The organism is Serratia sp. T13T92 (genome assembly GCF_047530105.1).
Taxonomy (GTDB): domain Bacteria; phylum Pseudomonadota; class Gammaproteobacteria; order Enterobacterales; family Enterobacteriaceae; genus Chania; species Chania fonticola.
On the sequence record NZ_JBLJAK010000003.1, the window covers coordinates 222000 to 234497 of the forward strand.

Below are 12498 nucleotides of genomic sequence, written 5' to 3' on the forward strand. Positions count from 1 at the left end.
GGAGAGGGAGCTGGTACGAAGCTGTGGTCAGGTATGGGAAGCAATCTGTAACACCCACAACCGGGCTCAAACGTAGGGGCGCTGCATGCTGCGCCCACCTGCCTTCACTACGGGAAAACTATGATCAAAGCCGATATTATTCATCCGCAACTCTTGGGTGCCCTGGCGCTGTGCGGGCATAAAACCCAGATCCTCATCGCCGATGGTAACTATTCGTTCGTCACCAACTCGTCGAAAGAGGCCACCATTGTCTATCTGAACCTGGCCCCAGGAATGATCGCCAGCAGCGTGATATTAGATAAAGTGCTCAAGCACATTAACGTGGAACACGCCTCAATGATGGCCTGGCCGCAGGACTTCACCAACACCATCGCTACCGAATATCAGCAACTGCTGCCTGACGGTTGCCCCATCGATTACCTCAACCGCGAGGCTTTCTATCATGCGGCAAAATCACAGGAGACATTACTGGTGATCGCCAGCGGTGAGATGCGGCGCTTTGCCAACCTGCTGCTGACCGTGGCACCGGTGTCGCTGGCTGATTGAATGCGGATTATCTTTGCGGGAGGGAGCCTCTGTTGGCTACTGACAGAAACTGTCAACAGTGCAGGTTACTCTTGGTTTTTGCGGGTAGGAAAATCCTGAAAATTGCCCCCATTACTGACAAGGACACTCCGATGATACGTGCTATTACTCTCCTGACTGAAAACTTTTCCGATTGGGAAACCGCTCTGATCAACTCGACGGGGCGTGGGTACTTCGGTTTTGACTGCCGTTTTGCTACTCCTGGCGCAGCCCAGGTCACCTCTTCAGGTGGCATGCTGGTTTCCCCTCATCTGGCAATAGAAGCCATTCAGCCTGATGAAGTCGATCTGCTGATTGTCTGCGGGGGCACCATCTGGCAAACCGCACAGGCGCCGGATATCACCGCCTTGGTTGCTGCGACTTATCAAAGTAACGCTATCGTCGCGGGGATTTGCGATGGCACTCGCGTTTTAGCGCAGGCGGGCGTGCTTGATGCGGTCCACCATACTTCTAATTCGGCAGAAAACCTGTTGAGTCTGAACTATGGTGGTGCGCAATACTATCAGGATGTGCCTTATGCCATCGCCGATCGGCGCGTTATCACGGCACCGGGTACCGCGCCGGTCAGCTTTATGGCCGTAATCCTGAACACTTTAGGTCTGGGGGATGAAAACCTCAATACCTACCTTACGATGCATGCTGCGGAGCACCGCAAGCCAGGCTAGCCCACTGTTATAAATAGTCTCCGAGAGCCATCTCACGTGGAGACAGGCTCTCTCTGGCCGAGGGTGTCTGGTTGTTTGTGCGCAGACAAAGCAGCATAAGGGCGGTCTTTTCTCTGCCGTACCACTAACTGTGCAGGAGAAATGAGACTGGTTTCTGCGGGCACCTTTGGTCGTAGTGGCAAACGTGGCAGATTGATTGACGACCGTTCGTTCAGATAGTGTCCTCCCCCCTGCAGCAGCCATTGATACAGCTCCTGATTGCATCTGAAATTGAGTTTGCGCATGGCGTTCTGCTTATGGGCATTGGCGGTTTTATTGCTGATTTGCAAATAGTTGCCGGTATCCTGCCCATTCATTCCCATGTGTATACAGCGCAACACCTCCTCTTCCCGCGACGTCAACGGAGACATACATGTGCAATCGTGGCTTGATGATGCTGGCGATGCGAAGGGCGAAAACAGCACGCTATCCAACCGCTCGTATAATGAGGATAACGGCTGGTGGCGGTACAGCGCCCTGGTATGACATTGTTCGCAATGCACCCTTGGCTTGAGCTGGTTTTTGTTGCGCCCCTGCTCAGTGATAAAGAACACCATCGGATGATTTTTCCGCTGATGTAAGCGGTAATGCCATGGGTAGCTAGTGACCAGATCGCCCAGGAAAATGATGTCGATATCGCTGCCAACCTGTGTTTCCTCAAGCAGACGGATGTCCTGCTGACGGGCCTGAAAATAGGCTTGCAGCCCCAAGCCCAGACCATAGGTAAAATAACGGTCAGCATCGATTATCATGATGGACAGAGGTTGTTTCATGGCATGAGTTCCTTTCAACCGGCGTGTCTGCCTTACGTGGAACACCGTGGCAGACACGGGATAGATAAATGTCAGTAGAAAAAAATCAAACACAAGTCAGAAGGGGGCTGCGTATTTAGCCTTCCACCGCAACGGACTGCGCTTCCCTTTTTTCATGATGTTTAGGTGATGGCGATGGTTCAGCAATATACCAGCGTAAACTGTTATTGAGAGCGCCAGAGGTAACATAAGCTTTTTTGTTTTCAACTAATCGCAGCAGATAGTAACGAGCAAGGTATATTGTTGTCTCGGAGTATTCTGCGATTTCCCGTGTCTTGGGCCATTGAACCTGCGGGGGAACGCCTGTGTGATGAATGTCGCGCTTGCAAAGGGTTTGTAGGGCAATAAAAACATTATTTAGCTGCTTTTCCCTTTCTTTATTGGTGCGATAAGACATGTCACTACCTCCTTTTAATGCGTCTTGATGAGTGCTATTCGAAATGGAATAATCCTATGCTGCTGGCTTTTGTTGCTAACTTTTCTAGGTGATCACAGGGGAATACTGTCAGAATCATAACCCCCATTTCTTCCTTATGAGGCGTCAGTTTACCATTCTAAGCTATCATGGACTATTGTTTCGTGAAAACCAAATTTACGATCAATGAGTTCGCAAATATCGCATTTTGCAGCATAAAATACTAAGTAATTCGTTTTTGCGACCGTAGTCGTCGCAATAAGAATATTCTTGCATATAAATAAGGTTTTTATGGCGAAATTGCTCTGTTTGGAAAACAACACTTTCAAAAATTATAGGTATTTGCAATAATTTTTTGGCGACAGGAGATGAGGTTGTCCGATGGAAAGGTCTGAGAATTTTCTTATCATAAATACCCGGGTCAATGAAAAAATTGGTGTGTGGCTGCTTTGTGGTTGAAATTCTATCTATTCAGGGCTGTCGTATAAAGTTGTATTTTAATAATTCGCTTTATTCATCGGATGAAGCGCCGGGAGAGCCTCGTCTTTTCTGGTGAGCTGCCCCTTCGCAAATAAAGGGGAAGGAAAGGGATGCCTTCTTTTATACCAAATGAAAGGATGCTGCCGGGTATATCAATGACCGTCAAATAAAACAGCGTTGTTCTGATAGGCACCGTTTTAATTGTGTCGGGCTAGGTATGTCTGGATTTCTCGTTAAATTAACGTTTTAAGGATAAAGAAAACATGAAACTGACTAACATTGCGCTGGCTACGGTTCTGTCTCTGGGTATGGTCTCTCTGGCAAATGCTGATGCGGGTTCGGGCAAGGTAAATTTCGAAGGTAAAATCATTGATGCACCTTGCTCTATCGCTCCAGAAAGCCTTGATCAGACCAAGAGCTTTGGCCAGGTGGCGAATGTGGCTCTGGTGAACGGCGGTAAATCCAGCGTTCTGAACTTTGATATCAAACTGCAAGGTTGCGATATCTCTAGCAAGAACAAGGTACAGGTCACCTTCGCTGGTCCAAATGGCGGCGCAACTGGCACCACCAACACCTTGCTGGCCATCACTGGCGTGGCAAAAGGTGCAAGCATCGCGATGTTTGATGGTTCTAACCAACCGATCACCCTGGGTACTGCGACTACCGTCCAGAACCTGATCGCTGGTAACAACACTCTGAGCTTCTCTGCCTATCTGCAAGGGCATGCCGGTACCACGTTGGCGGATATCGAGGAAGGTGACTTCACCTCGACCACTAACTTTACCCTGGCTTACAACTAATAGTCGGTGTGACTGCATGCGGTTTCCGCATGCAGTTTTTGCTGTTCTTGTGGATTACGGGAGCCAGGGATGTCGGTGAATAGTTTTACGGCTACCTCGTTGTTTTTACTGGTGGGTGCGATGACTGCACTGCCGGTTTGGGGGGGCAGCCAGCTCAGCATGAACGGGGCGATAGTCGCCACCGCCTGTGATATTGACACCACCAGCCGAGACCAGACCGTTGATATGGGCACGCTGCCCTTTGATCGGATTGTTAATGACAGTCAGGCATTGTCGCGGCCATTCAGTATCCGGCTGGTGAACTGCACGCTTAAGCACAGCAACAATAACATTCTGGGCAAGCAGCACTTTCGCGTCACGTTTGACGGCCGCAATGAGGATGGGCACTTCGGTGTTGAGGGGGAGGCACGTGGCGTAGCGCTGGTGCTGAACGATGCGTTGGGGAATGAGGCCGTTCCAGGTAAGGAGTTGCCGCCGCAGACGCCGGTGTTGCAGGGCAAAGAAATGCTGCTGAATTACAGCGCACGCATGGTCGCCAACAACCAGCCGTTGCAGACGGGCACCTATAGCGCACAGGTGCGCTACCAACTGGAATATCACTGAGCTGCAGGCTGACATGATAACGGATAGTCAGCACGCCTAGACAGATTGACTTCCCCGGCAGGGTATTCCCTTTAATAACAACCATAACGCCCGGGAAAGTTTTAACGCATAAAGGTCAATGGATGATGAGCACCCCACTTGTAGGAGTACAGGTTCCGCGCACCCGCTTGTTGCCGCTGTTGATTGCGCTGGCACTGGTGAATGGCCAGGTTTCTGCCGCAAAACCCATCGAATTCAATACCGACGTGCTCGATGTACAGGAGCGCGGCAATATCGATTTGGGACGTTTTTCCCGCAGTGGTTACGTGATGCCGGGTGAATACAGCCTGCTGATTAACGTCAACCAGCAAGAACTGCCTGAACAGACGATCCCATTTTATCCCACGGACAACGATCCAAACGTGACCGAAGCCTGTTTGTCTGCCGCTCTGGTGGAACAAATGGGGCTGAAAGAGGAATTTACCCGCGATCTGGCCTGGTGGCACAACGGGCAATGTCTGGTGATCGGTAGCCTCGAGGGGATGACGGCGCGCCCCGAGCTGGGCAGCAACACACTCTATCTCAGCGTTCCGCAGGCTTACCTGGAATACAGCTCTCCCGATTGGGATCCACCTGCACGCTGGGATAACGGTATTCCCGGGCTGCTGCTGGATTACAACCTCAATGCTCAGAGCCAACGTCAGGATCAAAATGACGGTGTCGAGAAAGGCTATAACCTGAGCGGCAACGGGGTGGTGGGCGCCAATGCGGGAAGCTGGCGGCTGCGTGCCAGTTGGCAGACACAGATTGATCATCAAACCGGCTCTGGGCAGTCCAGCCAGCGCAACTTTGAGTGGACACAGTATACCGCCTACCGGGCGATCGCGCGGCTCCGTGCCAAATTGACTGTGGGTGAAGACTTCCTCAACTCCGACATTTTCGACAGCTTCCGCTACACCGGGCTAAGCCTGGTAAGCGACGACGCGATGCTGCCACCGAACCTGCGCGGCTATGCGCCAGAGGTGAGTGGCGTGGCACGTACCAACGCCCGTGTGGTGGTCAGCCAGCAGGGGCGAGTGTTGTATGAATCTCTGGTGCCAGCTGGCCCGTTCCGTATTCAGGATCTGAGCAACGCGGTATCGGGGCTGATGGACGTGCGGATCGAAGAGCAGGACGGCAGCGTCCAGGCGTTCACTATCAGCACGGCGAGCATCCCTTATCTGACCCGCCCTGGAATGGTGCGCTACAAGCTGGCGAGTGGGCGGCCAACAGACTGGCGGCACCGTACGCAAGGACCGCTATTCGGTAGCGGTGAATTCTCTTGGGGCGTCAGCAATGGTTGGTCACTGTTCGGCGGTGGCGTGGTGGCCGGTGACGAGTACAACGCGTTGGCGGTGGGGATTGGTCGTGACCTGATGGCGTTTGGCGCACTGTCGTTTGACGTGACGCAGTCGCGGGCCAATTTGCCTCAGGGGGACACCTTGAGCGGTGGCTCTTATCGCCTGCGCTATTCGAAGAACTTTGATCAGATTGGTGGTCAGGTGACCTTTGCCGGTTACCGCTTCTCTGAACGCAGCTTTATGACCATGGGGGAATTCCTGGAGGTACGTAACCTCGGAACCCGCAGCCAGAGCAGCAAAGAGATGTACACGGTGTCCTACAGCCAGCAATTCCGCGAGATAGGGCTGACGGCCAACCTGAACTATGACCACCAGACCTATTGGGATCGGGACGCCAACGATCGCTACAGCCTGTCGCTGATGCGCTACATGGATATTGGCCGCTTCAAGAACCTCAGCCTGTCGATGACCGGCTACCGCAATCAGTACAACGGGCAGAATGACGACGGGGTGTTCCTGTCACTGTCGCTGCCGTGGGGCAACAGCGGTTCGGTGAGCTACAGCGGTACGCTGGATCGTAATGACAATACCCACCGGGTCAGCTACTCAGACCGGGTCGGCGATCGCGGCAGCTATCAGGTGAGCAGCGGCTGGAATCGCAAAGGGCCATTGGCCAGTGGTTTCTATAGCCACGAGGCGGATTGGGCACAGATTAACGCTACAGCCAGTGCTCAATCCGGGAGCTACAGCACGGTGGGGTTGGCATTGCAGGGTGGGGTAACGGCGACTGCGGAAGGTGCAGCAATGCACCGGGTCGCTATCCCGGGGGGCACCCGTTTGCTGGTCGACACCGATGGTGTAGCCAATATCCCGATCCGTAACTACGGTGCCCCAGTGCGCACCAACCGCTACGGCAAAGCCGTGGTGGCTGACATGAACAGCTATTACCGCAACCGGGTGAATATCGATCTGGATAAGTTGCCGGATAACGCCGAAGCGATGAAGTCGGTGGTGCAGGCCACGCTGACGGAAGGCGCGATAGGTTATCGGCGGTTTGACGTGATAGCGGGTGAGAAGGCCATGGCGGTGATCCGTCTGGCAGACGGCACGATGCCGCCGTTCGGGGCGACGGTGCAGAACCTGAAAAAACGCGATGTGGGGATCGTCAGTGACGCCGGCAGCGTGTACCTGAGTGGTATTGAGCGCGGTGAAACGATGACGGTTCACTGGGATGAACAGGCGCAGTGTGAACTGACATTACCGGCGGTATTGCCAGCGAACGGCATGGCTGAACTCTTGCTGCCTTGCCGGGCGATAACCGCGAAAAAAGACACCACAGACCTGGCCGCAATACAGAAAAAGGCTGAGACAATACAATGAGATACGAAATGACGAAAACCAATACGGGGATGGCGCTGGTCGCCGCAACCTTACTGTGCGCGCTGACCACGCAGGCCCAGGCGGCGATCGCGCTAGATCGTACCCGGATCATCTTTCCTGGCGGCGATAAGTCGGTCAGCCTGAGCGTCAACAATGACAACCCGCAATTGCCGTATCTGGCGCAGGGCTGGATAGAGGATACCAAGGGCAACAAGGTGACCAGTCCGTTAACGGTACTGCCGCCGGTACAGCGTATCGAACCGGGTGCCAAGAGCCAGGTGAAGGTACAGGCGTTACCGGTGTTGAGCCAACTGCCACAGGATCGGGAAACGCTGTTCTACTTTAACCTGCGTGAAATCCCGCCGAAGAGTGACAAGGCTAACACCTTGCAACTGGCGTTGCAGACGCGCATCAAACTGTTCTATCGGCCAAAAGCGTTGGTGAAAACGGTCACCGAGATGGCGACGCCGTGGCAAGACCAACTGACGTTGACCAAGCAGGGCGACAAGTATGTGGTGAACAACCCGACGCCGTATTACGTGACGCTGGTGGATGCGGGCAGCAGAAAGGGCGTCAGCGCAACGGGTTTTGAGCCGCTGATGCTGGAGCCGAAAAGCAGTGCTCCTTTAGGTATCAGCGCGTCGGTATTAGGGGCATCGCCAGTGCTGACCTACGTCAACGATTATGGCGGCCGCCCAGTGCTGACGTTCCGTTGCGGCGGATCGGACTGCCAGGTGGAACCGGCGAAGAAGAGTTAATTGAAACCGGTCGTGCCAGGTTACAGGGAGAGGGCGCGGGGTCAGGTCTGCAAGGAGAGAACGTATGCAACAATATTATCCTGTTCCTGGTAAGCATCGCCGGGGGAGCATGAGATCGAGGGCCTCAGGCTGTTGTTTTGCCGGGGCGCTATTCAGTGTCGTGCTGACCAGCTTTCCGGTCAGCGCGATGCCGGTGAATATCAGGGGAACCGTTATACTGCCACCGCCCTGTACGATTAATAATAATCAAACCATTCGGGTGGACTTTGGCGATGAGGTGATGACGACCCGGATTGATGGCGTCAACTATAAGCAGACCATTGTCTATAGCCTGAATTGTGACATTCAGAAATCCAACAATCTGAAAATGAGTATTCAGGGCGGCACGGCGGGCTTTGGGACCGGATATTTGAGCACCAATAAAAGCGATTTGGGTATCGCTTTGTACTATGGGACGCAACGGTTAAATATCAATACCTGGTTTAACTACACCTACCCCAATCAGCCAGTGCTGTATGCGGTGCCGGTCAAGCGTAGCGGGGCCACCTTGACGGGGGGCGAATTTACCGCCTCCGCCACGTTATTAATTGATTACCAGTAAGGGAGCATAAGACATGCGAATTCTACTGTTATCCCTACTGGCTGCGGGTATAAGTGGCTTGTTATCTACTGCATTTGCTGCAGGGGGCGATATGGAGTTTCGAGGAACGCTGCTCGAGCCACCTCCTTGTCGCATTAACAGCGGTAATAATGTCATCGTTGATTTTGGCCTTAAGGTCGGTGTCAAAAAAGTGGATGGCGTTAACTATATGCAGGACATTAATTATGATCTGGTTTGTGAGCCAAATACCCATGGCTGGGCGTTGAAGTTGAAGCTCACAGGCAACCCCATCTCTTTTGATAACGCCGCGGTGCAAACCAATATTAACGGGCTGGGGATTAAAATCCTGCGTGACGGTCAACCCTTTGTTCTTGGAAGTGAAATAACCATCACGCCGGCCAGTAAACCCCATCTTAAAGCCGTGCCAGTACAGCAGGTAGGCATAGTTTTAACGGAAGGCGCGTTTGAAGCAACGGCAACGCTGCAGGCTGATTATCAATAACAGGGAGAAACCATCATGCGATTTTCGGCACTGTTAATATCCCTGACTATAGGGCTTGGCAGTTTATCCAGCGTATCCCAGGCGGTTGATAATTTACGCTTTAGAGGCGCTCTGGTGGCTGACCCTTGCACATTGCGAGTCACGGATGAAAATATCAATATCGATTTTGGCTCGATCGTTGAGAAATATCTTTATCTCAACACCCGTACGCTAGGGGTGCCATTGGTATTACATCTCGATGATTGCGATCTTAGCCTGGGAAATATGGTGAAATTGACCTTTTCCGGTACGGAAAATAGCAGGCTGAATGGTCTGCTGGCGATATCCGGGGCGAGTCAGACCAGCGGTATTGGCATCGGTATTGAAACGCAACAGGGAAATAAGGTTGCGATCAATACCGGCAGCTATAACCAAGGGCTGATCTCGGGCAATAATACCATTAGCCTGCGGACCTATGTGCAGGGTGAACCCGATGCGATTAGCCAAAAAACCATTAACCCTGGCGACTTTACCGCCAGCGCGACGTTTTTATTGGAATACGAGTAGCCCGTAATACGGCTTACCCTGAAATCGACGGCGTGACTAATGAGTCCGCGGTAGATAAGGGATGATCACAGGGGTAGTTATGAAAGCCATTAAAGCGATACTTTTGGCTGTCACGTTGCTGACAGCGTATAGCGCCAATAGCGCGATTTACTCTTATATTACCCGCAGTGAGGGGACACCTGAGAACGCCAGATATTGGTGGACTATTGAATACTGGGACACCGTTGATGCGACACCAAATCCGTGTTACGGGTGGGGGCAATGTACGGTATTTATTGGCCACCGGCACAGTGATGCCGGAGAGGCTGGCCCTGGTGTTTCTGATGGTATGGAATATCTTGATGGCATCCAGACTTTGCGGACGGTAGGCGATGTGGGCGCGGCTTTTCAGCGTAAGTATTCGCTACCGCGCAGTGGAACCCAGGATCACGTTGGCCCAGCAGTGACGCAGGAATGCGTTGGGATGTACTTTAAAACGACCACCGGGACCACAGATGCAGGTGGCAGCAGAATGATGCCCAGTAGCTTATGCGGGATCGTACCACCGCCGGTGGGTAAATGTGAATTTACCGAAACCAGCATTGAACTGACCCATGGTCAGGTTCAACTTAGGGATATTGAAGGGCATCAGGCGCGGCAGACAGGTTATATCCGTTGCACGCAAACAATGGACGTTATGGTTTACCTTGCAGGGTCGGCTGGTAACGGGATGGTTAACCTGAGAAGTGATGGTAGCCTGCAAACCCGCTTGACCATTGGTGGGGTGAGTGGCTCTACCGGGGTCAGGATCCATGCTTTAGCAGCGACCAAGATGCCGCTGGAGTTTATGTCTACGCTGACTAAAGTGGGGACCGTTGAAGCCGGTGATTTCTTTGGTTCGGCCACCGCGATACTGACTATGCCTTAGTTACTGATATCGGGCGCGGCATGAGGTTGCTTCAACCGGCCCCATGCTGTGCTCAGCGAACGGCAAAAGGCCAGTCTCAGACGATGGCTACCATAAACAGCGATTTTCTTGAGCATGTGATACTGGTAGGTATTAATGGGGGGTAAAAAGTGATCATACGTGCCTTTGCCCTGCCTTGGTCACCCAGATGATGGATACAAAAAATAATACACTCCTCGATATATGACGATGCGTAATCATATCCGCTTAGGTGGATTAAACGAGTAAGCTCCTTCAGTAATGCGATAACGATAGATTGTGATGTTTCCATGTAAAATGTTCTCTGCTTGGCATACTTTAATTATTTGTTTAATTAGTGCGTTTATGGTTAGGTGTAATGAGTTATTAGTGCTGTATTTTATTTATGGCAGTATAATATTTTGACGATTAAGGTAGGCTGCTCTCATTCCTTCTGCTGAGCACTAGCATTCAGTAATCCGGATGAGTACATCAGGGTAATGGTTCGATTCACTGTTTGCATATGGTGGTATTTCACCGAAAAATAACTCTGTGACACACTATGTTTCTCACAGGCCTCTTGTCGGGACAGACCATTGACTAATACATCTTCAAGAGCGCCCCTCATATTCTCACTCCGTAAGGTGCAAACGGCTGCCAGAAGCAAAAAATATCTCTCTTCCACTTTTCCTGGGACCAGCGTGCTGGGTGATTTTGGGTTGTTTTTTAATGCGTGCATTTATCTGCCTTTAATAACTATAGAATACATGTCTTTATTAACTACTTGCCATTTTGTGAGTGCTGAAACTTCTATTTCAGTATTCTGTGACCCACAGGGAGCGTCCCTCCTGTTCCTCACGCGACAAAGTTGACGAGATATTTACTGATAATCGCCCCTATAAAGAGAGAGATCATTTACCAGTTCATCAATCGTTTCTTTCGCCTCTCCTACGGTCAGTTTTTTATGAGAGTTACTGATTGTTGCTGATTGGCTCCGGCGTATGGCTGTAATGAGCGGAATATGCGTTAGTGAATCACTCACCTCAATTTCGAAATAGAATGTGACATCCAGTGTCCGGTAGCCAGTAAGATACTGCACTCCAGCTATTAGTACGGAGACTGGCATGATCTCCCACACATTCAACCCCTGTTTTTGCAAATCCACAGCCGTAATAGCTGGGCGAAGCGTTAAAGTTCGAGTGCCAGGTTTATCAACGACGGGAACGCTACTCTTCAGTGATTGACGGAGTTTGGTATTGGTATAATCCAGAATAGCCTGAAGTTTGTCTTTTTCCGCCTGCTCTAAAATAGGGATTTCTGGCCAGAAAGTAACCGGGGCAATATAGATGGAATCATAATCGCTCGTTTTAAAACTTGATGAGGTCCAACGAAGAACAGGAACTCCAGATGCTGACCTTTCTGGTTTCATACGACTGTAATTATTAAGGAAGCCGGAATACCGCTCTGGTTCGGTGTATTTACCCGTGCATCCAGATAATGTTATTGCCAAAAGAAAGAAAAGAACAAGTTGAAGTATGTTTTTCATTACTTAGATGTCTACCTTGACGGTTATACGACGGCCATAAAAAAGAATAATTTTACTGCTATGCACAGCATTCTAAGATTTATATCTAATGTGTTTCAGTAGTAAGGTTATTATTTTATCTTTGACGTTTACAATTACTGTCTAATATGAAAATAGACTTACGTTTTGTTTGTGGATTGAAATTATTACATCAGGAATAAAACGTCAATCCACTGCATTGAAATATTTTACTGTTAAATAAAAAAATCACTTTAATACAGCTAGTTACTATATATATTGTTTTATATATATATAAATACAAAAAATGCCCTCCCCATAACTGGATAGGGTAATGCCGATATTTGTTAACATTATACGGCTATGAAGGAGTGGGGAATTATTATCCTGATAGCCAACAGAATGGCCCATTGCGTCGATGTTGAAGATACATGATTTTTGCTCATTCAGCGTTGTCCTCAGGATTTTCGCTAGCTGCGCTTTCTCTACGGAATGCTGGGATTTCAACCAAATTCCGATTGTTCTAGAGAAAGAAGCGAACATCGC

14 protein-coding genes are annotated in these 12498 nt (G+C 50.7%); 10 read left to right on the forward strand and 4 right to left on the reverse strand.

Translation table 11 applies throughout. The annotated features are described in order from the left end of the window. The first annotated feature begins 120 nt into the window (after positions 1 to 120). Positions 121 to 546: an RbsD/FucU domain-containing protein gene (locus tag ACMV5I_RS06025; RefSeq protein WP_141132986.1), complete on the forward strand. Its 426-nt coding sequence runs from the start codon at positions 121 to 123 to the stop codon at positions 544 to 546. Between the two features lie 131 nt (positions 547 to 677). After that, complete coding sequence (locus tag ACMV5I_RS06030; protein ID WP_414823876.1) at positions 678 to 1250, forward strand: DJ-1/PfpI family protein; 573 nt, start codon at positions 678 to 680, stop codon at positions 1248 to 1250. A gap of 32 nt (positions 1251 to 1282) precedes the next feature. On the opposite strand, the gene ACMV5I_RS06035 is transcribed toward ACMV5I_RS06030, so the two are convergent. Together ACMV5I_RS06035 and ACMV5I_RS06040 are read right to left on the reverse strand one after the other, a co-directional pair. Then, the gene (locus ACMV5I_RS06035; RefSeq protein WP_414823877.1) at positions 1283 to 2062 is read right to left on the reverse strand and encodes a helix-turn-helix domain-containing protein; all 780 of its coding nucleotides are present in this window, start codon (positions 2060 to 2062) and stop codon (positions 1283 to 1285) included. A 115-nt stretch (positions 2063 to 2177) separates the two neighbouring features. Beyond that, the gene (locus tag ACMV5I_RS06040; RefSeq protein WP_202672111.1) at positions 2178 to 2498 is read right to left on the reverse strand and encodes a FaeA/PapI family transcriptional regulator; all 321 of its coding nucleotides are present in this window, start codon (positions 2496 to 2498) and stop codon (positions 2178 to 2180) included. A 761-nt stretch (positions 2499 to 3259) separates the two neighbouring features. On the opposite strand from ACMV5I_RS06040, the gene ACMV5I_RS06045 reads away from it, so the two are divergent. The 8 genes from ACMV5I_RS06045 (at position 3260) to ACMV5I_RS06080 (ending at position 10412) form a co-directional block, all read left to right on the forward strand. Next, complete coding sequence (locus ACMV5I_RS06045) at positions 3260 to 3796, forward strand: fimbrial protein (RefSeq protein ID WP_024482986.1); 537 nt, start codon at positions 3260 to 3262, stop codon at positions 3794 to 3796. A gap of 69 nt (positions 3797 to 3865) precedes the next feature. Beyond that, the gene (locus ACMV5I_RS06050; protein ID WP_071682069.1) at positions 3866 to 4399 is read left to right on the forward strand and encodes a fimbrial protein; all 534 of its coding nucleotides are present in this window, start codon (positions 3866 to 3868) and stop codon (positions 4397 to 4399) included. Positions 4400 to 4521: 122 nt separating this feature from the next. Continuing rightward, on the forward strand, positions 4522 to 7098 hold the full coding sequence (locus ACMV5I_RS06055; RefSeq protein WP_414823878.1) for an outer membrane usher protein: 2577 nt from the start codon (positions 4522 to 4524) through the stop codon (positions 7096 to 7098). 8 nt (positions 7099 to 7106) lie between these two features. Next, positions 7107 to 7856: a fimbria/pilus periplasmic chaperone gene (locus ACMV5I_RS06060; protein WP_121607847.1), complete on the forward strand. Its 750-nt coding sequence runs from the start codon at positions 7107 to 7109 to the stop codon at positions 7854 to 7856. A 64-nt stretch (positions 7857 to 7920) separates the two neighbouring features. Next, positions 7921 to 8457: a fimbrial protein gene (locus ACMV5I_RS06065; RefSeq protein WP_414823879.1), complete on the forward strand. Its 537-nt coding sequence runs from the start codon at positions 7921 to 7923 to the stop codon at positions 8455 to 8457. A gap of 13 nt (positions 8458 to 8470) precedes the next feature. Beyond that, positions 8471 to 8959 carry a fimbrial protein gene (locus ACMV5I_RS06070; RefSeq protein ID WP_121607846.1) on the forward strand — a complete coding sequence of 163 codons (489 nt, stop codon included), beginning with the start codon at positions 8471 to 8473 and terminating at the stop codon, positions 8957 to 8959. A gap of 15 nt (positions 8960 to 8974) precedes the next feature. Continuing rightward, positions 8975 to 9505 (forward strand): fimbrial protein, encoded by a 531-nt coding sequence (locus ACMV5I_RS06075; RefSeq protein ID WP_121607845.1) that lies wholly within the window; start codon positions 8975 to 8977, stop codon positions 9503 to 9505. Between the two features lie 79 nt (positions 9506 to 9584). Next, on the forward strand, positions 9585 to 10412 hold the full coding sequence (locus ACMV5I_RS06080; RefSeq protein WP_202672112.1) for a hypothetical protein: 828 nt from the start codon (positions 9585 to 9587) through the stop codon (positions 10410 to 10412). Between the two features lie 442 nt (positions 10413 to 10854). On the opposite strand, the gene ACMV5I_RS06085 is transcribed toward ACMV5I_RS06080, so the two are convergent. Further along, on the reverse strand, positions 10855 to 11148 hold the full coding sequence (locus ACMV5I_RS06085; RefSeq protein WP_414823880.1) for a PapB/FocB family fimbrial expression transcriptional regulator: 294 nt from the start codon (positions 11146 to 11148) through the stop codon (positions 10855 to 10857). Positions 11149 to 11289: 141 nt separating this feature from the next. Then, positions 11290 to 11955, reverse strand: coding sequence for a DUF3313 domain-containing protein (locus ACMV5I_RS06090; protein WP_414823881.1), 666 nt, complete (start codon positions 11953 to 11955; stop codon positions 11290 to 11292). Positions 11956 to 12498: the final 543 nt, after the last annotated feature.

What these genes read in the sequence shown, in the direction of transcription:
- ACMV5I_RS06030 (WP_414823876.1), top strand. Translation starts at nt 678, where the DNA reads ATGATACGTGCTATTACTCTCCTGACTGAAAACTTTTCCGATTGGGAA.
- ACMV5I_RS06035 (WP_414823877.1), bottom strand. Translation starts at nt 2,062, where the DNA reads ATGAAACAACCTCTGTCCATCATGATAATCGATGCTGACCGTTATTTT.
- ACMV5I_RS06025 (WP_141132986.1), top strand. Translation starts at nt 121, where the DNA reads ATGATCAAAGCCGATATTATTCATCCGCAACTCTTGGGTGCCCTGGCG.
- ACMV5I_RS06040 (WP_202672111.1), bottom strand. Translation starts at nt 2,498, where the DNA reads ATGTCTTATCGCACCAATAAAGAAAGGGAAAAGCAGCTAAATAATGTT.
- ACMV5I_RS06075 (WP_121607845.1), top strand. Translation starts at nt 8,975, where the DNA reads ATGCGATTTTCGGCACTGTTAATATCCCTGACTATAGGGCTTGGCAGT.
- ACMV5I_RS06085 (WP_414823880.1), bottom strand. Translation starts at nt 11,148, where the DNA reads ATGCACGCATTAAAAAACAACCCAAAATCACCCAGCACGCTGGTCCCA.
- ACMV5I_RS06070 (WP_121607846.1), top strand. Translation starts at nt 8,471, where the DNA reads ATGCGAATTCTACTGTTATCCCTACTGGCTGCGGGTATAAGTGGCTTG.
- ACMV5I_RS06080 (WP_202672112.1), top strand. Translation starts at nt 9,585, where the DNA reads ATGAAAGCCATTAAAGCGATACTTTTGGCTGTCACGTTGCTGACAGCG.
- ACMV5I_RS06065 (WP_414823879.1), top strand. Translation starts at nt 7,921, where the DNA reads ATGCAACAATATTATCCTGTTCCTGGTAAGCATCGCCGGGGGAGCATG.
- ACMV5I_RS06055 (WP_414823878.1), top strand. Translation starts at nt 4,522, where the DNA reads ATGATGAGCACCCCACTTGTAGGAGTACAGGTTCCGCGCACCCGCTTG.
- ACMV5I_RS06050 (WP_071682069.1), top strand. Translation starts at nt 3,866, where the DNA reads ATGTCGGTGAATAGTTTTACGGCTACCTCGTTGTTTTTACTGGTGGGT.
- ACMV5I_RS06060 (WP_121607847.1), top strand. Translation starts at nt 7,107, where the DNA reads ATGACGAAAACCAATACGGGGATGGCGCTGGTCGCCGCAACCTTACTG.
- ACMV5I_RS06045 (WP_024482986.1), top strand. Translation starts at nt 3,260, where the DNA reads ATGAAACTGACTAACATTGCGCTGGCTACGGTTCTGTCTCTGGGTATG.
- ACMV5I_RS06090 (WP_414823881.1), bottom strand. Translation starts at nt 11,955, where the DNA reads ATGAAAAACATACTTCAACTTGTTCTTTTCTTTCTTTTGGCAATAACA.